Raw genomic sequence first — 21,248 nt, 5'->3', positions numbered from 1 at the left:
GCGTAATGCCAAGCTCTAAGTTTCTCTTTAAAGGTATTCGACGAACTTAGTCAGATCTCGCTCTGGTACCTTCATTGGCGTACAGCCTGGTGTTCCAAGGTATAGGAAGCCAACAATCTGATCCTCACCTTCGAGACCAAACGCCTGACGCACCTCATCATGGAACATCCACTTACCTGAACGCCAGAAACCCTGGAACCCTTGCGCTACCGCCGCCATCTGCATAGCCTGTACCGCACAACCCGCAGACAAATGCTGTTCTATTGCCGGAACTTTCTCATGTTCAGTGACTTTAGCGATGACAGTGATCACCATAGGGGCACGAAATGGCGCGTTCTTTACTTTATCGACCACCGCTTGTTCACTTTGCTCTGCTTGTGCTGCTGTAACCAATATATCTGACAGCTTGCTCAGACCTTCACCCTGAGCGATAACAAAACGCCACGGTGTTAACCCTGCATGATCAGGCGCACGCAGACCTGCACGAATAATGTTCTCTAATGCTTTACCTTCTGGAGCTGGCTCTGACAACTTGGCAATTGAGCGACGGTTGAGCAATAAATCTAGAGCATCCATTTGACATCCTTTTTAGCGTTATCGTTTTTTCTTCTTGATAATAACTCTCACAAACAAAAAAGGCGAACCTCTCGGCTCGCCTGCGATTAATTACTTTGTAAATCAGTAGAATGTACTGTCAAGTCCAGCTCGTGTCAGCAGCCCGTCACACGGTGCAAAACGGTCACCGTATTTCTGTGCATGATCATTCATGATCTCTACCAGCTTCTTGATACCGATTTGGTCCATATAACGGAACGGACCACCCAGGAATGGAGGGAAGCCAATACCAAAGATTGCACCAATATCACCATCACGCGGACTGCGGATAATACCCTCGTCCAGACAGCGTACCGCTTCATTAAGCATCGGAAGAACACATCGCATGGCGATATCTTTTTCTGCTAGCTTAGATTCAGGAGTCAGACCAAGTAATTTGTAAACTGACTTATCCACTTCTTTCTTCTTACCTTTATAGGTATAGAAGCCTTTACCACTCTTACGTCCTTTGCGGTCATCATTAAGCAGTTTGTCGAATACGTCAGGTCCCTGGAAGCGTTCACCAAGCTCATTGACTAAGATAGGCATGATCTTGGCACCAATATCAACACCCACTTCATCAAGCAATGTGATAGGCCCAACCGGGAAACCGAAATTAAGCAGTGCTGTATCAAGTTGCTCAATCGGCTCACCCGTCAACAGCACCTGCGCCGCTTCGTTCATGTATGGCGCTAGGATACGGTTAACGTAAAAACCGGCACAATCTTTAACAACAATTGGTGTTTTACCTTGCTTACGGGCAAATTCAACCACTGTTGAGATGGTTTCTGCAGACGTACCCTCATGAGGAATCACCTCTACAAGCGGCATTTTCTCTACTGGACTGAAGTAATGCAGACCTACCACATTTTCCGGGCGCGCCGCTTTTTCAGCAATCTGATGGATCGGCAGCGATGAGGTATTAGTAGCAAAAATGGTGCTATCTTTAGCGTTTTCTTCTACATCTGCAACCATCTGCTGCTTAAGTTGTAGATCTTCAAATACGGCTTCGATAACAATGTCTGTATGGTTAAAGGTAGTGAAGTCAGTACCACCTGACAGCTGTAACATCTTGCTTTGCAGCTGAGCTTTCGACAGAATGCGGCGTTTTCGCTGCTTTTCGAACAATTTGTAGTTGTATTTAAGTGCGTTCAATACACCATCATTTGACACATCTTTAATACGCACTGGTACTTTTGCTTTCGCGACACTGACATGGCTGATACCCGCGCCCATCAAACCGCCACCGAGCACGGCTGCACGCTCTAATGCTTTCGGATCAGCGTAGCTACCATTCTCTTTCTTCATTTCTGTAGTGGCAAAGAAGATCGAGCGAAGTGCTTTCGATTCATTGGTCATAACCAACTCACCAAAACGTTCCGCTTCCTTCTTCTGACCTTTTTCAAAGCCTTTTTCCAGACCGAAACGAATCACCTCCAGAATCGCGTCAGCTGCCGGATAATTTCCGCGTGTCTTCTCGCGAGTCTTTTTCGCAGCCTGATCGAAAATCACTTTGCGTCCAAGACCGGTGTTAGCGATCAGCTTCTCTTTAGTCGAAGCTTTGCGTTTTGCTTTGCTCTTACCTGTGTGTTTTTCAACAAAGCTTTTCGCCACTTCCAGTAACACTGTCTGTGGAACCACTGCGTCAGCAACACCCAACTTCTTGGCTTTTTTAGCGCGCAGCTGCTTACCAGTCAGAATTAAATCCAATGACGGTAATAGGCCAATCAAACGTGGTAAACGTTGCGTACCACCAGAACCCGGTAGCAGACCTAGCTGAACTTCAGGCAGACCTAGACGAGTCTTATCAGAGTCACTACAAACGCGATAGTCACATGCCAGAGCCAGCTCCAGACCACCACCTAAACAAGGGCCGTGGATCGCTGCAACTACCGGATAAGGGAGATCCGAAAGCTGCTGAAACATCTGCTGACCTTTCTCTGCCAAAGCCTGTGCTTCACTTGCACTGGTGCAAGCATCAAGCATGCGTACATCAGCGCCGGCAATAAAGTTGTCTGGTTTTAGCGAGTGAACAATAAGACCTTTAAGCGAAGACTGCTTTTCAGCAAGCTGAACAAAGATAGCTTCCATCTCTTCAGCGAAAGCTGCTTGCAGTGTATTCATCTTTTCGCCAACAACGTCGATGGCTAACCAAGCGATATTTTGCTCGTCGATTGATAAGTTAAATGCGGTTTGTTCACTCATTATTCTACCTCCAATACCATTGCCGCGCCCAAACCACCAGCCGCACAAGCTGTGTTAAGAGCCAGACCGCCGCCACGACGCTGCAGCTCTCTTAGCGTTTGAGTAATCATACGTGCGCCAGTTGCGGCAAACGGGTGACCGTAGGCAATAGAACCACCTAGCACGTTAAACTTATCCATATCAATCTCACCGATCGCTTTCGAGCGGCCCAACTTCTCTTGGGCAAACTTGTCACTCGCAAACATCTTCACATTTGACAAAGCCTGAGCAGCAAACGCTTCATGCATATCAATCAAAGTAAGATCGGAAAGCTCGATTCCAGCTCGGTCGAGCGCCATTGGTGTTGCGTAGGAAGGTCCCATCAACATATCACTCTCTACGCCGATTGCAGAGAAAGCGTATGAGCGAATGTAACCCATGATGTCAAGGCCGAGCTCTTTCGCTTTGCCTTCACGCATTAGCATAATCGCCGCAGCACCATCTGTTAGAGGAGTACTGTTTGCAGCCGTAACGCTACCGTACTGACGGTCAAACGCAGGGCGAAGTTTTGCATAACCTTCAATGGTCGAGTCTTGGCGGATGTTGTTATCTTTATCGATCCATTTTTTATAAGGTTCAGGGAAAGCCGTCATTACTTCACCCGCAATCTTACCGTCGGCCCACGCTTGAGCCGCTAACGTATGCGAACGATGAGCCAGTTCATCCTGCGCCTGACGAGTAATGCCGTGAGATTTCGCCATCTGCTCTGCGGTCTGCCCCATCGACAGGCCTGTAGAATACTCCGCAACAGCTGGTGGTACTGGCATCAGGTCTTTAAATGAAAGTGTTTTAAGGATTTTTAGTTTCTGACTTAGTGTCTTGGTCTTACTTAAAGCAAGCAGATTGGCAGCAAGCTTTTTCGACACGCCAATCGGTAATACAGATGAAGAGTCTGCACCGCCAGCAATACCTACGTCGATCGTACCAGCCATAATGCTCTCAGCAACGTTAACTGCTGATTGAAAACTTGTCGCACAAGCGCGAGTCACACTGTAAGCATCAGTATTGATGTGCATACCAGTGCCCAATACGATTTCACGAGCAATGTTCGGTGCTTCAGGCATTTGTACTACTTGACCAAATACGACTTGCTCGATCAGTTTCGGATCGATTTCAGTGCGAGCAAGCATGTCACTCACCACCATTTTGCCCAGATCCACTGCTGGAACCTGACTAAATTCTGTACTTTGACGCGCAAAAGGCGTTCGCAATCCTGCGACAATCGCCACGCGTTCTCCTGAGCGAGTTTTCACTTCCTGCTTGCCCATTGTTGCTCCTTAATAGATAGAGGTCTGACCAGAATCATTGTAACGAGATTGTTAATTCAATCAAACGCTCGTTTGAATAAACGTGACTTAAGCCAGATTCCACATTAGCCACGGGTTAGGTGCAATAATTAATACAGCTTAGGTAGGACAAGACGTCAGAAGGAAGTGAAATTTATCGGACAAGGCCGGATTAGCTAGGTTTGGAGGCAAAAAAAAACCACACAAAACTGTGTGGTTGGAATATATAAAGCAATTAACTTACGCCAATTGAAATAATCAGTTTCCTGATTAGGAGAAAGTAAAGTCAGCCTTCAAAAGGAAGTGTCATCTTGCTCAACTTGTCGATGTAAACATCGACTAGATGACAGGTGTTACTATAACCGTTAGAGTTAGCTAGATTTTGAAGTAGATCAATTTTAGTTCGATTTCTATGTCGCATGACTTATATATCTCTCAATATAATTGTGAGGTCACGACGAAACCGACTGTGAATAGGTTAAAACGCACCACATACTGTTGAAATCACAGTCAGTTACCATAGATGGGTTGTGGAGCCAATCTAAGAAAAATAAGAAATCACATGGCAACGAGGGAGGCACATGTGTCAATTATTCGCTTTTTTGGAAAGAAAAAGTCCAACGATCCGGTCAACTCGGATATGGACAAGCAAAGAAAATATGAAGCTCTTGTAAGAGCCTATCACCGTGACTTGTATCGATACGCATATTGGTTGTGTAAAGATCCCACCATTTCGGAAGATTTGGTACAGGAAACCTGCTTAAGAGCCTGGAAGTCACTTGATAGCCTGCAAGATGAAAAAGCCGCGAAATCTTGGCTCATTACTATTTTGAGACGAGAAAACGCCCGCCGCTTCGAACGCAAGCAATTTGATCTGGTTGATATCGACGACCATGGTAATGATGCAAAAGTCTCCGATGACCCGCATCACCAGACCCAGTGGGTACAAGCTCAGATCATGAAGCTGGAAGAAGAGTACCGCGAACCACTCTTTCTTCAGGTTGTAGGTGGATTTAGTGGTGAAGAGATAGGTGACATTCTCGGTCTGAATAAAAATACCGTTATGACACGCCTATTCAGAGCACGTAATCAACTGAAAGAGATGTTAGATTCAGATAATACACACAGGGGGCAGCAAAATGGATGAACTCGAATTCCGTAGACGCATTATGTCCGATCCTAAACATCGGGATGAAGACATCAATGCTGCGATTTCGGCAAACGAGCAGAATAGTCAGTTTGCAGATGAGATCCTCGATCTCGACAAGCGCATTGCCAAAGCGATGTCTGTCGATGTACCTGATGATCTCGCTGATCGAATCCTGTTCAATCAAACATCATCGGTTGAAAACAATGTTGTTCGCCCTAACTTCGCCCGTAAAGCGATGGCGATGGCTGCTTCGGTTGCCTTTGTCGCAGGTATTCTGGTTGGACAACTAAACTGGGGTAACTTAGTCGTATCGCCGGCACAAGCAAGCTTAGCCAGTACTGCAATGAAGCATGTCGTTGATGAAAAGCCGTTTGTCGCACATCTTGATGAACAGGTAGAGTCAGCACAAATCAACGCTAAGATGATGCCTTTTGAGCATCAGTTGTCTGAGACCTTCCCGTATCACGTCTATTACCTTAACCACTGTGGCTTTGGTAAATCTAACGCGATGCACATGGTCTTTCAGGGCGAAAAAGGCAAGGTAACACTGTTCTTAACCGGCATTGCGTCTGACAAAGCGGTCAACTTCGAAGAGGATGGCATGACGGGTATTGTTGAACCTATGGGAAATACCAGTTTAATCCTTGTCGGTGAAGAGGGTGAAAACGTGGCTAAAATCGCTGAAAGCGTATCAAAAATCATCAAACCACAAATTTAACAAACCAGTAACAATTTGTGACACACGTCATGGCTTGGGCAACTCGTCCAGGCCATTTTTTTAGCATAAAACTAGAGTCATAACTCTAAAAAGATGCTTTTGTCAGCATTTTCCTGCCAGATATACGTCATTTACGCAATTTTATTGCCAAAGTACCCAATGGTCGGATTTCTATATCATATACTTGGGTCTAGTATCAGCCACCACTGAGCTTTTGCTCAAATTATATCGTCCACTTAGAGACGAACCAAAAAGGAAAAGCAAAAATGAACAAGACGCGTCTGTTTAAAAAATCACTTTTAGCAGTGACTATCACAACCGCAACTCTAGCTTCGCAACACGCTCTCGCTGCAGGCTTCCAACTTAACTCACAATCTGCAACTGGCTTAGGCCGTGCATTTGCAGGTGACGCAGTAATTGCTGATAACGCTTCTGTTATGTCACGCAACGCTGCTGCTATGTCTCTATTTGACCGTACTGAAGTTTCAGTAGGTTTTAACGTTATTGATTCAGAAGTAGAAGTAAAAGACTCCACTTTTACTACAAATGGTTCAGCAATCGGTGGTACCGACGCGCAATCAAGCGTTGAAGACACAACAAACGATGCTACATCTGTGATTCCTAATCTTTACTTAGTTCACCCTGTCAACGAAAAATTTGCTGTGGGATTAGGTTTGTATTCTAACTTCGGTACTACCAACGAATTTGATAGTAGCTGGGGTGCAGGTTCGAATGTTAGCCATCTTGGTGGTGCCGTTGTGACACCAGGCGCAGATGCCTTTGGTGGTGTAACAAACGTTACCACAATGAACTTCCTACTAGCAGGCTCATACCGCATCAATGAACAATGGAGCGTTGGTGGTGGTCTAGATATCATCTATGGTGAAGGTGAACTTAAGCGTCAATCTCCAGGCACTTCTTCTATCGTACCAACTCTTCCGTTGACTGATGATCTGGTAAACATTGATGCAGATGGTTGGGCATTTGGTTTTAACGTAGGCACTGTTTTCGAACTAGATGAAAACAACCGTTTTGGCCTTAGCTACCATTACAGCCCAGAAAAAGAAGTCGGTGGTACTGTTTCTTACCAAGGTGATTCAAACATTGGCGATCTTAAGATCCCACTACCAGACATGCTAGAGTTTTCTGGTTACCACCGTATCAATGAAACTCCATTCGCGGTTCACTACAGCGTTCAATGGATTGGTTGGAGCGCATTTGACCGTCTAGTAACGACTGAAGGTACTGAAATCAAAGAGTACAAGTGGAAAGATACCTTCCATTACTCAATCGGTGGTACTTACTACATCAACGAAAACTGGGAAGCGCGTGTAGGCTACATGTTTGATGAAGGCGTACAAGATGAAATCACATCAGTATCAGTACCTGATTCTGACCGCCAATGGTTCTCTGCTGGTGCGACTTACCACTTCAACCAAGATCAGGCGATTGATGTGGGCTTTACTTACCTAGTGGGTGAAGAGAAGAAAGTACAAGATACTCTAAGCGACGGCCTACTAGTACTTGATACAACAACTAAAGCAACAGCAATGCTGTTCGGTGTTCAGTACACACATAAATTCTAATTTAAGCTAACGCACTATTATCAAGGGTCAGTATCTACTGGCCCTTTTTATTGCCCCTAACCCACTCTCACCACTGCAGTAGTTCCTACAGCTTCACGATTTAAGCTTACACCTGTACCCGAAAAACGTTTGTCTACAACACAAGTGTTCGCTGAATTTTGTAAACAAGCACTTAACATCCAGTGTTTTTATCTATCGATTTGAAATGTGCGATATATTACTTCAAAAACCCTCTGTACAATGTTTTTAATTTTTAAAGTATTAGCTCTAACTCTATGATCGCCCGACTGAAATAAAATCAACTCAGCGAACATTACAATGAAAATGAATAAGACTCTCCTATCTATCGCAGTGGCGGGTAGCCTATTATCAACATCAGCGGCAGTAAACGCAGCGGGCTTCCAGCTAGCAGAATACTCAGCAACAGGCCTTGGTCGTGCGTACGCTGGTGAAGCAGCTATGGCAGATAATGCAAGTGCACAATGGCGCAACCCAGCAATGCTGACTTACCTGGAAGGTACTCAGATTTCTGTGGGCGCTATCTATGTTGACCCAAATGTCGACATCAGCGGTACAAGTGCTGGTGCAATTCCAACGAGTTCATCTGATTTCGCTCATGATGCCGTAATTCCAAATTTCTATGTTTCTCACAAATACAACGATAAGTTTGCTCTAGGCTTTGCTCTGGGCACTAACTACGGTATGGAAACTAACTTAGGTACTGACTTTGCGGGTGCTAACCATGGAAACGAGGCAAGTGTTTACTCAATAGAAGCAAACCTAAATGCTGCGTATCAGTTAACTGAATCACTAAGCATTGGTGCGGGCCTACGCTATATTGATGCGGAAGGAAGCTTCGGCGCCATTACTCCACCTCAAGCTGCACCTGCTGATGGCCTTACACTCAAATACATGGAAGGCGAAGATAGTGCATGGGCATGGCAAGCAGGTACTGTTTGGCAAGTTAATGAAAGTAGTCGTCTAGGCTTTACTTACAAGTCTGAAGTTGACCTAACACTTGAAGGTTACGCTAAAGGTCTTGGTTTTGGTTCAAACTACAAACCAGGCTCGATGAACCTTGCCCTTCCAGCTACAGCTGAACTAGCCGCATTCCACCAAGTGAACGATGCCTTAGCAATTCACACTAGCATTAACTGGACAGACTGGAGCAGCTTCGAAAAACTAGTTGCAGACTTCCCAGGCGAGGCTTCAAACACTATTAAGGAAGAAAACTGGGAGGATAACTTCCGCTACGCTGTTGGTGCGACTTACCAAGTTGATTCACAGCTAACTCTTCGTACTGGTATCGCATATGATGAATCAGCCGTTAGCGAAGAACATCGCACTGCAACTATTCCAGAAACAGATCGCCTATGGTTAAGCCTTGGTGCAGGTTACCAATGGTCAGAACAACTTAGCTTCGACGCAGGCTTTACTTACATCTTTGCAAAAGACGCAAGCATGCAAGAGTCCGACCCAGCTGCAGATGCAGTCGGCGGTAGCTTCGAAGGCGAAGTTACTGGCAGCATCTGGCTAATCGGTGTACAAGCTAACTACACATTCTAATTTGCAGAGTTTACTGTAAATACCAAAAGGGCTTGGTCATTGACCGAGCCCTTTGTTTATTGTGTAACGAGATAGTGTTTAAAACTCTTCCAGATACTCATCTAAATAAGCTTCTTCATCTTCGTCGTAATCTTCTGTGACGATCTCTGCTTTAAAGTCCTGACGCTGAATATAAACATCGCGGGTCAATGCATACGGATCTGGAGAGTTATCTAGTAGTGCCTCTTGATTGACTAACGCTGCACGCGTTTCCATCCCTTCAAGCGCCCACTTGCCTAACCCTGCCCAAATATTAAGGAAGGACAGAGGCACATACATACCATCGACAACATCGGTTGCTTCACGCACTGTCCAGGGACCATAACCCGGCACCATCACGTAAGGACCATTGCCTACCCCATAGTGGCCGACGGCGTCACTGAACGCTTTTTCATTATGGTCAGTGATACCCGCCTCTGATGCGATATCGATTAAACCCGCTAAACCAAACGTGGTGTTAATCCAGAAGCGATTAAAGTGGTCAAGCGCCTTACTGCCATTACCCATCAACAGGTTGTTTATCATGCTGGAGGGTTCGTCGAGGTTACCTAAAAAGTTGCTGATACCACTACGAATCGGTACTGGTACATAGTTGACGTAAGCTAATGACACCGGGCGAACGAAATAAGGATCTAAATAATCATAGTTAATGGTCCACATTGAACGGTTAAAACCTTCAATAGGATCATAAACTTGTTGCTGATTCAGACCTGCTTCCTCATCTGGAGGTGCACTCGCACAGCCAGACAGTGCCAACACTGCGACGAGCAATATCCCTAGCCGTGAGTTAATACTCTTCATTATTATTATTTCCATAAAAAAGGCCGGTGAATACACCGGCCTACTTGATCGATAATCTGTAGCTATTAATACTGATTATTAATCATAACTTCAACTGGTTCGCCCATTTTAACGGCTTCGCTCTCACCAAACCAGTCCCCTTGTTTGGTTGCTACGTTTCCATCACTATCAATACGGACACGAACCATCAAAGACTCAAGTGAAGAGAGCTTTCTGTCCTGAAGCATACTGTTACCATCATCCAGAACAACCGTTCTAGGGAAGGTACCTAATGGGTAGCGCGCTGCCGCTACTGGCATAGGTGAACCATCTGCTGTGTGAACAGACACAATCAGTGACGAGTTAGGGTCAGCATTAACCTGTTCACCCAAAGAAATGCTTACCGCAACGGATTTGCCAGTGCCTACTTGCTGACCCATCTGTTTTTGCGCATTCTCAATACTGCGGCTTAACATCTCGTAGCGACTATCTTCAGGGCCAATCATCTGTTGCATGATGCTCCAGTAACGAACCGCTGCAGGGAAGTCTTTACGCTCAAACGCATCAAAAGCCAGCAGTGAGAATACTCGCAGATCAACATAGTCCTGCTGAACCAGCTTACCTAAGATCTTGCGTGCTTTATCCTGATCCACATCGTCCTGAGAAAGCATCAATGCCTGTGCGTAGCCCAACATCACATCCGTGTTTTCTGGCTCTAGGTTGTACGCTTTTTTCATCGAACCGATAGCGGTATCGATATCTCGATTAGCCAGCGCGATACGACCTAGCAGTAACCAGCCCGTTGAATCGTCAGGTTGGTAATGCAGTCGGGTACGCAGAGCAAGCGTTAGGTCCGCCATTTCATCGTCGCTTAATGCCGCACCTTCTGGTGACATTAGCTTTTTAGACAATGCGGGTAAGTTAGCACTAACTTGCTGCCATTGCGTCACATCATCAGATGCACCGAACTTAAAGTAGAGACCGTACGAAAGGCCGATCACAAGTAGCGCTGAAGGAACAATCACTGCCAGTGCTGAGGTGTTACTCTCTTGCTGTTTGTTGTTGTCTGCCGGAATATCATCAAGAAGCGACTGCTTAAGGTCGTCAATAAGGTCTTGTTGATTATCTACCAGACCTTCATCGGTTTCTTCTTCCAACTCTTCAAGACGGTCTTTGTAGAACGCTTTGTTGAGCTCATCTCGAAGCTCTGCATCGTTGTTGGTCTTCTTCTTAATAAAAGGCAGTGCAATCATCACAATAGCGATTGCAATAAGAATGACTGAAGCTATCCAAAATAGTGTCATTACTGCTTGTCTCCATCATTCTTTTCGTTAAGCAGCGCTTTAAGGCGCGCTTCTTTATCCGCATCCCACTGCTGCTTTTCAGCACCAGATTTTGCTTTCGTTTTACGGCTTCGAATCAGAATAAAGCCAAAACCAAATAGCACCACTGCGATCGGCCCAAGCCATAGGATTGAAGTCGCAATCGTAAATGGCGGATTATAGGTAACGAAGTTGCCGTAACGAGCAATCATGTAGTCAATGATGTCCTGTTTAGATTTACCTTCTTTGGTCATTTCATAAACTTTATGACGTAAATCTACAGCCAGTTCGGCGTTAGAATCGGCAATGGTGTTGTTTTGACACTTAGGACAGCGTAGCGTGTTACCAAGCTCTTTAAACTGTTGTTCCTGTTCCAGAGTTTCAAATTCGTACACTTCAATCGCAGCATGAGCTGTCACTACCAACAGCAGACTGGTAGCTAGAGCGATAATCCACTTTTTCATTGCTTCGCCTCCGCCAACATCTCTTCATACATTGGCTTTAGCTTTTCATTCCAGTTACGCGTATTCACATCGCCAACATGACGGTAGCGAATGATGCCGTTCGCATCGATAAGGAATGTTTCAGGTGCACCATAAACACCAAGGTCAAGACCTAACATACCGTTGCCATCAAACAGGCTAATCAGGTAAGGGTTACCCAGATCGTTTAGCCAGCCAACGGCTTTTTCACGGTCGTCTTTGTAGTTCATACCAATGATCTTAACACCTTGCGATGCCAGTTCATTAAGGTACTGGTGCTCTGCATAACAAGTCGGACACCAAGTCGCCCATACGTTTAGCAGCAGCGGTTCGCCCTTAAAGATAGCCTGATCATAAAGCTTACCCGGCTCAGCTAAGTCTTCTAGCTTGAACTTAGGTACCTCTTTACCAACGAGTACTGATTCCAGTTTCGTCGGGTCATCACCATGTTGGTTTTTTACCAGCTGGGTGGCAAATACCGCCACCAAGCCCAAAAACGCCACTAGGGGAATAAACAGAAATTTCTTATTCATTATGCCTCCTGCTTCTTCGCGCTCTTTCTGAAGCGGTAACGCTTATCGCTGATCGCAATCGCACCACCCAGAGCCATTAGCAACGAACCAGCCCAAATCCAACGAACGAACGGTTTGTAGTAAATACGTACAGCCCAAGATTTGTTGTCGTCTAAACGTTCACCCATCGCAATGTATAGGTCACGGGTAATACCGCGGTCAATCGCCGCTTCCGTCATCATAGAACGAGCAGTGGTGTAGAAGCGCTTCTCTGCATGCAATGTGTTGATGTATTTACCATCAAGCGTGATTTCAAAATCCGCAATGTATCCGTCGTAGTTAGGGCCATCTTTATCGCGCAGACCTTCAAAGTAAAAATCGTAACCTTGAATCTCGAAGTGCTCGCCTGGGGCTAAACGTACATCGCGTTCAATGCTGTAGTTCTGCACCATCGCAATACCAATAACCGTCACCGCAAGACCAACGTGGCCTAACATCATTGCCCAGTGACTACGCTGAAGCTTCTTAACACCTTCCATAAACGGATGGCGGTGAGTCGCACGTTGGTACAACTCAAAACCGTGAAGACATAAGATCCACAGCGACATTACCCAACCCAGGTAAGCCATAAACAGGAAGTGGTCTGATAGCAGCAAGACAAAGACTGCCGCAAGTACAAGCGATACCACACCCGACACTGCCATTGGTTTTACTAATCCAGACAAATTGTCACGCTTCCAACGGATCAGAGGACCGATACCTAGCAGGAAGGCAAACGGAATCATGAGCCATGCAAACAGCATGTCGAAGAATGGTGCACCAATTGATACTGAGCCCAGACCAATTTGCTTGTGAACAAGCGGTAGTAGCGTACCAACCAGTACCACAACCAGTGCTGCGATGAGTAGTACGTTATTTGCTAGTAATGCGTTTTCACGTGAGACAAGTTCAAAGTTACCACGAACTCGTACAGATGCGCCTTTAACAGCAAACAGCAGTAGAGAGCCGCCGATAACAAAGACCAGGAAGCCAAGAATAAACATACCGCGCGATGGGTCAGACGCAAAGGCATGCACTGAAACCAGAATGCCTGAACGAACCAGGAACGTACCTAGCAGACTTAGTGAGAATGCAGAAATCGCAAGTAACACTGTCCATGCTTTGAATGTACCGCGCTTCTCTGTCACCGCTAGTGAGTGCATGAGTGCAGTACCTGCTAGCCATGGCATAAATGAGGCATTTTCTACTGGATCCCAGAACCACCAGCCACCCCAGCCAAGTTCGTAGTAAGCCCACCAAGAACCTAGTGCGATACCAAGTGTCAGGAACAACCAAGCGGCTGTCGTCCAAGGACGAGACCAACGAGCCCAAGCGGTATCAAGACGACCTGTCATTAGCGATGCAATCGCAAACGAGAACGCTACCGAGAAACCAACGTAGCCCATGTAAAGCATTGGTGGGTGAATGATAAGACCCGGATCCTGAAGAAGTGGGTTCAAATCACGACCATCAACAGGGAAGAATGGCAGCGTACGCAAGAATGGGTTAGAAGTAAGAATGATAAACAGTAGGAAACCCACTGTGATCATACCCATCACTGCCAACACTCGAGCAACTGACTCTTGAGGCATACCACGGCTGAATGATGCAACTGCAACGGTCCAACCGGCCTGAATTAATACCCAAAGCAATAGTGAGCCTTCGTGTGCACCCCAAACCGCGGTTAAACGGTAGTACCAAGGTAGTTGGCTGTTTGAGTTGCTGGCAACATAGTTGAGGGTAAAGTCGTTAGTGTAGAAAGCCCAAAGCAAGACTGCGAATGAGACAAACAACAGCAGGAACATACCCCAAGAGAGAGGTCTGGCGCTGTTCATTAATAGTGTGTTGTTACGAGATGCCCCAACCAGTGGCAAAATGCTTAGCAAGACTGCTAATGCCAATGAGACGATTAAGGCAAAATGACCAATTTCAGCAATCATTGATCGCTTCCTTGTTTCTGTTGTTCAGTGTATTGAAGTGGCTCATGCGTTTTCTTCATTGCTTCTGCAATTTCTGGCGGCATGTACTCTTCATCGTGTTTAGCTAATACTTCGAACGCTTCAACCGTAGTAGCATCTTTTAGGACGCCCTGTGCAACAATCCCCTGCCCTTCACGGAACAGATCTGGCAGGATGCCATCGTATAGAATCGTTACTGTAGGACCGACATCGTGGAGGTCAAAAGAGACACGCAGTGATTCAGAGTCACGTTTAACAGAACCTACAACAACCATTCCACCAATACGTAGACGTTGGCCTACTTCCGGTTTGGTGCCGTCAGGTTTACCGTTAACCAGTTCAGTTGGAGTGTAGAAAAGGTCCATATTCTGGTTAAGTGCATACAGCATCAAACCTATGGTTGCACTGATACCAAAAAAGATCGCGACAACAATGCCGAGTCTCTTTTTACGTCTTGGGTTCATAGTGTGTTCTCCAAATTTTTAGCTGCATCAATACGAGCTTGTCTATCCACTTTTGCTTGAACTTCATTTAACAGTGCACGACCGCGACGTACACTCACCAGCAGTAACACCAGCATAGAGCCGAAAGTTATGCCGAATGCTGTCCACACATATCCTGCGTAGCCACCCATAGCAAAGAAGTCACTCAAAGATTCAAAATGCATGTTTAACTCCCTCTCTGAGATTTATCTGCTGCCAGCTTCACTACCCAAGGGCGATGGCTCTCTTTATTTATGATTTCGTTACGCAAACGGATCATAGTGAGTGAGCCAAAGAAGAAGGCAAAGCCGAAGATGTTTAACAGTAATGGCCAAAGCATATCGTTAGAGATCGACGGTTTTTCAAATTTAGTAATTGTCGCGCCTTGGTGAAGCGTGTTCCACCACTCAACAGAGAAGTGAATAATTGGAAGGTTAACCACACCGACAATCGCCAGAATACCAGCAGCTTTAGCCGCCGTTTTTTGGTCGTCAAACGCGTGGTAAAGAGCAATAACACCCAAGTACAAAAATAGCAGGATAAGCTCTGCCGTTAGTCGAGCATCCCATACCCACCAAGTGCCCCACATAGGCTTACCCCAAATCGCGCCAGTCAATAGTGCAATAAAGGTGTAGACCGCTCCGATAGGCGCCATCGCAGATGCGGCCATATCAGATAAACGGATCTGCCATACGATACCGATAAAGGCAGCAATTGCCATCGACATGTAGACACCCATTGACCAAATCGCTGCCGGAACATGGATATAGATGATTCTGAAACTATCACCTTGTTGATAATCAGAAGGTGCGTAGGCAAGACCCCATACAGTACCGATAGATAGACATAGCAGTGCTAGTATGGAGAACCATGGCAGGAGCTTACCGCATAACTGGTAAGCTGATTCAGGCTTGGCATAAGGATGGAGCCATTTCCACATCGTTGTTCTCACTCTTACTTCAGGTTTGTTTAACTTTTTTGTTAAACAATTATTAGTTTTGTAATTTATATAAAGGGAAAAATTCGTGCTTGATCGAAATCATCTAATTCACACTTACTCTCAGCGCTGCGCTGATTGCGAAAGGCGTTAGTGTCATTGCCCCCATAAACATCGCACCCAGTATCGCCAGCTGGCCGTTATACGCCATACCCAGCGAAGCAGCATCAATCGCTGATGTCGCAAATATCAGAATCGGAATATAGAGAGGAAGAACCAACAGGCTCAACAAAACCCCTCCTTTTTGTAACCCGACCGTTAACGCTACACCAATTGCACCAATGAAACTTAACGTTGGTGTACCAACTAGCAAAGTCAACACAACCGCGAGCCACGTATTAAAGTCGAGAGACAACAGAACAGACAGAAGTGGGCTGATTAAAATCAGCGGCAGTCCGGTTAGCAACCAGTGAGCAATAACTTTTGAAATCACCACTATAGGTAGTGGGACAGGCATAAGCATCATTTGTTCCAATGCGCCATCCTGAAAGTCGTCGCGGAACAGACGCTCTAGTGATAATAGGGCTGAAAGCAGTGCTGCGACCCACACAATACCTGCAGCAATCCGCGCAAGCAGGTTAGGCTCTGGACCAATGCTAAGTGGAAACAGGGTAATGACGATAATAAAGAACCACAAAGGGTTAAAGATGTCCGCTTGTCGGCGGAAAGCGATGAGAAGTTCGCGTCTGATAATACTATTTATGGTGCCAAACATGGTTAATCACCCAGTTTAATTTTTCTAAGTTTTGGGTTGTCAGCAAACATGTCCTGGTGCGTAGTAAGCATAACAATGCCGCCACTTTCAGCATGTTGCAAAAACAGCGACTCAAGGACTTTAACCCCCTGCTTGTCAATTGCAGTGAGAGGTTCATCCAAGATCCACAGTTTGTGATCGCTTAACCATAATCTCGCTAATGCCACACGTCTTTGTTGGCCGGCAGATAGTTGTCCCACAGGCACGTCTTCGCGTCCAGCCAGGCCTACTTTTGTTAAAGCGTTATAAATCGTGTTTTTATCAACTGGCTTGCGTGAATGAATACTTAAATAGAAACGTAGATTCTCATAAGCAGTCAGTTCTCGCTTCACCCCCGTCTGGTGACCCAGAAACAACAAATCTTGATGAAATAAGTCCCGGCTCGACTCGATGTTTTCGCCGTTCCAGCTGATGCTACCGTTATCGCGATCGCCAAGTCCGGTAATAATACGAAGCAGCGTCGTTTTGCCAGTACCATTTCTTCCTTCAACTTGAACTAACTCACCGGAATTAATAGTAAAAGACAATGATTCGAAGAGAATTCTTTCATCTCTTATCGCTGTCAATTGAGATACTTCTAACATTTGGGGGATCACTAGGTAAACTACGAGGGTGTATCTTACCACACCCTTTTCGTGTCAAAACAGAATTAGACCTATACGAATCACGAAACTAAGTAAGAATCTGTTAATAATTAAGCATAACTCTTAGTAAATACCACTAATTGATTACAAGCAGACATAAAAAAAGTGCCCTTAGGCACTTTAATCTTTGGTCTATCGTCTGCCACTGCGCTTTCTGGCTGCGAGCTTTTGTCTCTCTGGACTACTCTCAAGCGGTGGGATTTTTTCCTTACCCGCTATCTTGTTTTGCAGTGACATCATGAGCTCTGCTTCAGCTTTAGGCAGTTCGCACTCTTCAATCAGTTCGTTGACGTCAGCACCCAGTTGAACCATTTTACTCGCTCTGGAATAGAGACGGCCATCGTTATCAGCCTGCTCTAATTCGGTAATACGTTCATTCAAGTGCTGAATGATATCTTGCTGCTCACTGACTCGCTGCCCCAGACCAACCACTACCGATCGGACTTCGAGCAACTGTTTATTGGTTTTCTGCAGCTCTTTATCTAAATGGCGATTCTGTTGACGAAGATGCTCAGACGAGCGTGTTTGTCCACGCTTTAGTCGTAATAACACTAAGCCTAATATTAATAGAACTAAGGCTAAAGCTCCGGCAACCACCGGAGCACTGGTCATCCAACTAGTGTCCATTATAGGTGAGCCATCTCATCCCATTCTTCATCTGTCAGTAGCTTGTTCAGGTCAACCAGGATAAGTAGCTTACCATCACGGTTGCTTACACCTTGGATGAACTTAGCACTTTCATCAGTACCAACGCTTGGCGTAGTATCAATTTCAGATGAACGTAGGTATACCACTTCAGCTACGCTATCAACCAGAATACCAATCACCTGGTGCTCTGATTCGATCACGATGATACGCGTATTATCTGTGATCTCACCTTCCATCAGACCAAAGCGTGAGCGGGTATCGATAACCGTAACAACGTTACCACGTAGATTAATAATACCTAGCACGTAATCAGGTGCACCTGGTACTGGCGCGATTTCAGTGTAACGCAGTACTTCACGAACCTGCATTACATTGATGCCGTAGGTTTCTTCTTCTAGCTGGAACGTCACCCACTGAAGCACTTCGTCGTTAGACTGCTCTTTTCTTACTTCTACTTCATTAGTTTGAGACATACCTTATCCTCTCTAAGCCTAAATCGGCATAAATGTTCTAACTATCTAGTGCTTTGACATCAAGCCCTGCATTAAGCATAGCTATCAATGCTTCAACGTGGATCAAAGCACACATTTTTTCTGTAACCATCCCAGCGAGCCAAGGGCGTTTGCCTGCTGTTTCTCGCCAGCGAACCATATTTGGGTTGAGTGACTCAGTACCTTTAAGCTCTGTTGAGGCAAGCCCCCACATACTTTCACCGAGCATTACAATGTACTGGTAATTCTCTTTGTAACTATCGTCGAGCAGCTTTTCAGCCATCACCCATTTTGCTGTGTCGACAACATCTAGCTGAGCTTCACGACTGGTCTGTAACCCCAAATACCAGTCCGGGCGACCAATAAGGTGATTCATCTCAGCAATGCGGTGAATGCCACCCAGCTCATCAAGGGGAACAGCAAAGGTCACACCATTGACATCAAAGTAGAGCACCTGAAAATCAGTTTCACGCTGAGTTGATTGCCAGACTCCGATTCCGCTGTCGCCAGCCTGAGTCTCTAACTCAGGTTCAGCCTCTACCGCAATCTCTACCTCAACATCAACCTGAGGTTGTTCGATTTCAACTTGCGGCTCGACAATTTCTACTTCAGGGAGCTCGATAACTTGTTCAGCAACAACCTCTGGTTCAGTAACGACCTCTACCGCAGGCTCTTCAACATCCCATTCCTGAATTTCTTCAACCTGTGGCTTAGTTTGAACCTGAGCGATGTTCGCCGTATTCTGCTCCATCACCTCTTCGAGCTCTAACTCAGCAACAGGGTTGGTCGACTCCAGTTGTTTAAGCAGACGCTCTACGTCGTCTAGCTTTGGTACTTCAATCTCTTCAGTTGGAAATTGGTAGTAGCTTTTTTCATCTACCGACTGAACTAAAGGTTCAAGCTCTAGCGACTCAAGCTCGGGCTCTTGGTCTGGTACAACAGACAAAGCCGCTTCCTGAACTTCCAGTTCTTGTTCATCGCCATCAATGCCCTCTTCAAGTAGAGCAGAGAAGTAATCATCTAGCGCCTGTTCGCTTGAAAGCGATGAGTGGTTAGTCATCGATAGCCAACCTCTCTAAATAAATCAGCAACTGCTTGTAAGCAAATACTCCACGGCTACCTGACGCGAAATGCGATACAGGTAAGTGTTTCAAGCTAGCATCTCTGAACTTGGTATCAATTGGCACCGCAGACGACCAAACCTGACTTGGGTAATCTTTCTTTAGTTGCTGTAACGTCTGTAGCGACGCTCGCGTGCGTTTGTCATACATAGTCGGAACTATGGTGACGTTAAACGACTTATTACGCGACTTCTGCATAATTGCCAACGTACGTACCATTCGTTCCAGGCCTTTCATAGCAAGAAACTCTGTCTGCACTGGAATCAGAATGCGGTCGCTGGCAGCAAGAGCATTAACCATCATCACACCAAGGATCGGTGGACAGTCAATCAGCACGTAATCATAGTGACCTTTGATCGCGAGTAAAGCGCGCTTAAGGATCAACCCCATACCGCTACGATTACCCATAACCCGGTCTAATGTTGCTAAAGACATGTGCGCAGAGATCAGATCAATACCTTCGATATCTGACTTCATCACCAGAGGCATAACGCTCTGTTCCGTGTACTCTTTGAGCTGGAACAGATCGAATAAGCTTGTCGCAACACTATCGGAATCGTAGCCAAGGTAAGTGGTCAGTGAGGCGTGAGGGTCGGTATCTACCAGTAGTACCCTTTTGCCTTGTTTACTTAGCAAACCAGCAAGCGTGATAGTTGTCGTTGTTTTACCAACACCACCCTTTTGGTTTGCTATGCTCCATACAATCATGAATGACCTCTATGCTAGACCGACTTCGACTAACATACGCTCAGCAATTCGATCCAGCGGTAAGTCCTCTGTCGAGAGACCCGCTTTTGCAACGGCTTGTGGCATGCCATAAACAACACAGCTATCTTCGTCTTGAGCCCAAATCGTCGCGCCGGCACCTTTAAGCATACGTGCACCTTCACGACCATCTGCTCCCATGCCCGTCAGTACCATAGATAACACTTGGTTAGAGTAAATCTTAGCTGCGCTACCAAAGGTAACGTCGACACATGGTTTGTAGTTCATGCGCTCGCCACCATCGATAATTCGTAACTTGGCAGAACCCGGGCGTCCATCAATCATCATCTGCTTGCCACCCGGAGCTAAATAAGCGACACCGGGCTTAAGCACATCGCCATCTTCCGCTTCTTTAACCTGAATCTTACACAATGAGTTCAGTCGACTTGCAAAAGCAGCAGTAAAGGTCGCAGGCATGTGCTGAATCAGCACGATAGGATGAGGATAGTTAGCAGGAAGCTTAGTCAATATCTTCTGCAGCGCCACCGGGCCACCTGTTGATGTACCAATGGCTGTTAACTGGTATTTTTTACCCGTTGCTTTGAATCTTGTTGCCACAGATGGTCGCGCAGCAGGTGCTGGGGTCGGACGCGTTGGCGTTCGACCTGCCGTTTGCGGTGTTGTCTGTGTCGGCGCTGGTCTTGAAATAGCACGACGCATCGAAGCACGCTTGGAGGCTATCTGAATAACTCGTTGCTGCAGTAGAGTGACTGCTTCGTCGCGGTTACGTGCGATATCTTCAAATTTCTTCGGTAAGAAGTCCAACGCACCCGCTTCAAGAGCATCCAGAGTCGCTTTCGCGCCATCATGGGTCAACGATGAGAACATTAAGATTGGCACAGGGCTCTTGGCCATGATTTCTCTAACGGCGGTGATGCCGTCCATTACCGGCATCTCAATGTCCATCGTTATGACGTCAGGCTTGATGGTTAGCGCTTTTTCAACCGCTTCCTTACCATTAGTGGCAACATCGATGACCTCCAACCGCGCTTCAGAGTTAATAATTTCACTCACTCGACGACGGAAGAAACTCGAATCATCAACTACTAATACTTTGATCGCCATATTTG

22 protein-coding genes are annotated in these 21,248 nt (G+C 46.0%); 4 read left to right on the top strand and 18 right to left on the bottom strand.

What is annotated here, in order from left to right:
• Window positions 1–27: 27 nt before the first annotated feature.
• The 3 genes from RH46_RS11380 to fadI all read right to left on the bottom strand — a co-directional run bounded on the left by RH46_RS11380 (window position 28) and on the right by fadI (window position 4,106).
• Window positions 28–576: an NAD(P)H nitroreductase gene (locus RH46_RS11380; protein ID WP_006879597.1), complete on the bottom strand. Its 549-nt coding sequence runs from the start codon at window positions 574–576 to the stop codon at window positions 28–30.
• Between the two features lie 102 nt (window positions 577–678).
• Window positions 679–2,799 (bottom strand): fatty acid oxidation complex subunit alpha FadJ, encoded by a 2,121-nt coding sequence (fadJ, locus tag RH46_RS11375; protein ID WP_006879596.1) that lies wholly within the window; start codon window positions 2,797–2,799, stop codon window positions 679–681.
• Window positions 2,799–4,106 (bottom strand): acetyl-CoA C-acyltransferase FadI, encoded by a 1,308-nt coding sequence (fadI, locus tag RH46_RS11370; protein ID WP_006879595.1) that lies wholly within the window; start codon window positions 4,104–4,106, stop codon window positions 2,799–2,801. The genes fadJ and fadI overlap by 1 nt, the downstream gene beginning before the upstream one ends.
• A 580-nt stretch (window positions 4,107–4,686) precedes the next feature.
• On the opposite strand from fadI, the gene RH46_RS11365 reads away from it, so the two are divergent.
• From RH46_RS11365 to RH46_RS11350, 4 genes are all read left to right on the top strand, one after another.
• Window positions 4,687–5,271 carry a sigma-70 family RNA polymerase sigma factor gene (locus RH46_RS11365; RefSeq protein WP_006879594.1) on the top strand — a complete coding sequence of 195 codons (585 nt, stop codon included), beginning with the start codon at window positions 4,687–4,689 and terminating at the stop codon, window positions 5,269–5,271.
• Window positions 5,264–5,992: a DUF3379 domain-containing protein gene (locus RH46_RS11360; RefSeq protein ID WP_006879593.1), complete on the top strand. Its 729-nt coding sequence runs from the start codon at window positions 5,264–5,266 to the stop codon at window positions 5,990–5,992. Before RH46_RS11365 ends, RH46_RS11360 begins: the two co-directional genes overlap by 8 nt.
• Window positions 5,993–6,258: 266 nt before the next feature.
• On the top strand, window positions 6,259–7,578 hold the full coding sequence (locus RH46_RS11355) for an outer membrane protein transport protein (protein ID WP_006879592.1): 1,320 nt from the start codon (window positions 6,259–6,261) through the stop codon (window positions 7,576–7,578).
• 318 nt (window positions 7,579–7,896) lie between these two features.
• Entirely contained in the window at window positions 7,897–9,144 is a 1,248-nt protein-coding gene (locus RH46_RS11350) for an outer membrane protein transport protein (RefSeq protein ID WP_006879590.1), read from the top strand.
• A gap of 78 nt (window positions 9,145–9,222) precedes the next feature.
• Here the strand turns inward: RH46_RS11350 and RH46_RS11345 are convergent, their stop codons facing one another.
• From RH46_RS11345 to RH46_RS11275, 15 genes are all read right to left on the bottom strand, one after another.
• Window positions 9,223–9,984, bottom strand: coding sequence for an MlaA family lipoprotein (locus tag RH46_RS11345; protein ID WP_006879589.1), 762 nt, complete (start codon window positions 9,982–9,984; stop codon window positions 9,223–9,225).
• A gap of 65 nt (window positions 9,985–10,049) precedes the next feature.
• Window positions 10,050–11,267, bottom strand: a complete 1,218-nt coding sequence (gene ccmI / locus RH46_RS11340) for a c-type cytochrome biogenesis protein CcmI (protein ID WP_006879588.1) — start codon at window positions 11,265–11,267, stop codon at window positions 10,050–10,052.
• Entirely contained in the window at window positions 11,267–11,749 is a 483-nt protein-coding gene (locus tag RH46_RS11335; protein WP_006879587.1) for a cytochrome c-type biogenesis protein, read from the bottom strand. Before RH46_RS11335 ends, ccmI begins: the two co-directional genes overlap by 1 nt.
• Window positions 11,746–12,300: a DsbE family thiol:disulfide interchange protein gene (locus RH46_RS11330; protein ID WP_006879586.1), complete on the bottom strand. Its 555-nt coding sequence runs from the start codon at window positions 12,298–12,300 to the stop codon at window positions 11,746–11,748. The genes RH46_RS11335 and RH46_RS11330 overlap by 4 nt, the downstream gene beginning before the upstream one ends.
• The gene (locus RH46_RS11325) at window positions 12,300–14,258 is read right to left on the bottom strand and encodes a heme lyase CcmF/NrfE family subunit (RefSeq protein ID WP_006879585.1); all 1,959 of its coding nucleotides are present in this window, start codon (window positions 14,256–14,258) and stop codon (window positions 12,300–12,302) included. The genes RH46_RS11330 and RH46_RS11325 overlap by 1 nt, the downstream gene beginning before the upstream one ends.
• Window positions 14,255–14,740: a cytochrome c maturation protein CcmE gene (gene ccmE, locus RH46_RS11320; RefSeq protein ID WP_006879584.1), complete on the bottom strand. Its 486-nt coding sequence runs from the start codon at window positions 14,738–14,740 to the stop codon at window positions 14,255–14,257. Before ccmE ends, RH46_RS11325 begins: the two co-directional genes overlap by 4 nt.
• The gene (gene ccmD, locus RH46_RS11315) at window positions 14,737–14,943 is read right to left on the bottom strand and encodes a heme exporter protein CcmD (RefSeq protein ID WP_006879583.1); all 207 of its coding nucleotides are present in this window, start codon (window positions 14,941–14,943) and stop codon (window positions 14,737–14,739) included. Before ccmD ends, ccmE begins: the two co-directional genes overlap by 4 nt.
• 2 nt (window positions 14,944–14,945) lie before the next feature.
• Window positions 14,946–15,698 carry a heme ABC transporter permease gene (locus tag RH46_RS11310; RefSeq protein ID WP_006879582.1) on the bottom strand — a complete coding sequence of 251 codons (753 nt, stop codon included), beginning with the start codon at window positions 15,696–15,698 and terminating at the stop codon, window positions 14,946–14,948.
• A gap of 103 nt (window positions 15,699–15,801) precedes the next feature.
• Entirely contained in the window at window positions 15,802–16,470 is a 669-nt protein-coding gene (ccmB, locus tag RH46_RS11305; protein WP_006879581.1) for a heme exporter protein CcmB, read from the bottom strand.
• A gap of 2 nt (window positions 16,471–16,472) precedes the next feature.
• Entirely contained in the window at window positions 16,473–17,093 is a 621-nt protein-coding gene (ccmA, locus tag RH46_RS11300; RefSeq protein WP_006879580.1) for a cytochrome c biogenesis heme-transporting ATPase CcmA, read from the bottom strand.
• Window positions 17,094–17,285: 192 nt separating this feature from the next.
• Window positions 17,286–17,780: a DUF2802 domain-containing protein gene (locus RH46_RS11295; protein WP_006879579.1), complete on the bottom strand. Its 495-nt coding sequence runs from the start codon at window positions 17,778–17,780 to the stop codon at window positions 17,286–17,288.
• The gene (locus RH46_RS11290) at window positions 17,780–18,274 is read right to left on the bottom strand and encodes a chemotaxis protein CheW (protein WP_004413313.1); all 495 of its coding nucleotides are present in this window, start codon (window positions 18,272–18,274) and stop codon (window positions 17,780–17,782) included. The genes RH46_RS11295 and RH46_RS11290 overlap by 1 nt, the downstream gene beginning before the upstream one ends.
• Before the next feature lie 37 nt (window positions 18,275–18,311).
• On the bottom strand, window positions 18,312–19,352 hold the full coding sequence (locus RH46_RS11285) for a chemotaxis protein CheW (protein WP_006879577.1): 1,041 nt from the start codon (window positions 19,350–19,352) through the stop codon (window positions 18,312–18,314).
• On the bottom strand, window positions 19,345–20,121 hold the full coding sequence (locus RH46_RS11280) for a ParA family protein (protein WP_006879576.1): 777 nt from the start codon (window positions 20,119–20,121) through the stop codon (window positions 19,345–19,347). The genes RH46_RS11285 and RH46_RS11280 overlap by 8 nt, the downstream gene beginning before the upstream one ends.
• Window positions 20,122–20,130: 9 nt before the next feature.
• Window positions 20,131–21,243 carry a protein-glutamate methylesterase/protein-glutamine glutaminase gene (locus RH46_RS11275; protein WP_006879575.1) on the bottom strand — a complete coding sequence of 371 codons (1,113 nt, stop codon included), beginning with the start codon at window positions 21,241–21,243 and terminating at the stop codon, window positions 20,131–20,133.
• Window positions 21,244–21,248 lie beyond the last annotated feature (5 nt).

The organism is Vibrio brasiliensis LMG 20546, assembly GCF_000189255.1.
Classification (GTDB): Bacteria; Pseudomonadota; Gammaproteobacteria; order Enterobacterales; family Vibrionaceae; genus Vibrio; species Vibrio brasiliensis.
The sequence above is the reverse complement of the archived record's forward strand: the minus strand, read 5'-3'. Positions and strand labels throughout refer to the sequence as shown.

Coding starts and splice junctions, on each gene's coding strand:
- RH46_RS11290 (WP_004413313.1), bottom strand. CDS start 18,274: ATGTCTCAAACTAATGAAGTAGAAGTAAGAAAAGAGCAGTCTAACGAC.
- RH46_RS11325 (WP_006879585.1), bottom strand. CDS start 14,258: ATGATTGCTGAAATTGGTCATTTTGCCTTAATCGTCTCATTGGCATTA.
- RH46_RS11360 (WP_006879593.1), top strand. CDS start 5,264: ATGGATGAACTCGAATTCCGTAGACGCATTATGTCCGATCCTAAACAT.
- ccmB (WP_006879581.1), bottom strand. CDS start 16,470: ATGTTTGGCACCATAAATAGTATTATCAGACGCGAACTTCTCATCGCT.
- RH46_RS11280 (WP_006879576.1), bottom strand. CDS start 20,121: ATGATTGTATGGAGCATAGCAAACCAAAAGGGTGGTGTTGGTAAAACA.
- RH46_RS11355 (WP_006879592.1), top strand. CDS start 6,259: ATGAACAAGACGCGTCTGTTTAAAAAATCACTTTTAGCAGTGACTATC.
- RH46_RS11295 (WP_006879579.1), bottom strand. CDS start 17,780: ATGGACACTAGTTGGATGACCAGTGCTCCGGTGGTTGCCGGAGCTTTA.
- RH46_RS11335 (WP_006879587.1), bottom strand. CDS start 11,749: ATGAAAAAGTGGATTATCGCTCTAGCTACCAGTCTGCTGTTGGTAGTG.
- RH46_RS11380 (WP_006879597.1), bottom strand. CDS start 576: ATGGATGCTCTAGATTTATTGCTCAACCGTCGCTCAATTGCCAAGTTG.
- RH46_RS11350 (WP_006879590.1), top strand. CDS start 7,897: ATGAAAATGAATAAGACTCTCCTATCTATCGCAGTGGCGGGTAGCCTA.
- RH46_RS11275 (WP_006879575.1), bottom strand. CDS start 21,243: ATGGCGATCAAAGTATTAGTAGTTGATGATTCGAGTTTCTTCCGTCGT.
- RH46_RS11310 (WP_006879582.1), bottom strand. CDS start 15,698: ATGTGGAAATGGCTCCATCCTTATGCCAAGCCTGAATCAGCTTACCAG.
- RH46_RS11365 (WP_006879594.1), top strand. CDS start 4,687: ATGGCAACGAGGGAGGCACATGTGTCAATTATTCGCTTTTTTGGAAAG.
- RH46_RS11345 (WP_006879589.1), bottom strand. CDS start 9,984: ATGAAGAGTATTAACTCACGGCTAGGGATATTGCTCGTCGCAGTGTTG.
- fadJ (WP_006879596.1), bottom strand. CDS start 2,799: ATGAGTGAACAAACCGCATTTAACTTATCAATCGACGAGCAAAATATC.
- fadI (WP_006879595.1), bottom strand. CDS start 4,106: ATGGGCAAGCAGGAAGTGAAAACTCGCTCAGGAGAACGCGTGGCGATT.
- ccmI (WP_006879588.1), bottom strand. CDS start 11,267: ATGACACTATTTTGGATAGCTTCAGTCATTCTTATTGCAATCGCTATT.
- RH46_RS11285 (WP_006879577.1), bottom strand. CDS start 19,352: ATGACTAACCACTCATCGCTTTCAAGCGAACAGGCGCTAGATGATTAC.
- ccmE (WP_006879584.1), bottom strand. CDS start 14,740: ATGAACCCAAGACGTAAAAAGAGACTCGGCATTGTTGTCGCGATCTTT.
- ccmA (WP_006879580.1), bottom strand. CDS start 17,093: ATGTTAGAAGTATCTCAATTGACAGCGATAAGAGATGAAAGAATTCTC.
- RH46_RS11330 (WP_006879586.1), bottom strand. CDS start 12,300: ATGAATAAGAAATTTCTGTTTATTCCCCTAGTGGCGTTTTTGGGCTTG.
- ccmD (WP_006879583.1), bottom strand. CDS start 14,943: ATGCATTTTGAATCTTTGAGTGACTTCTTTGCTATGGGTGGCTACGCA.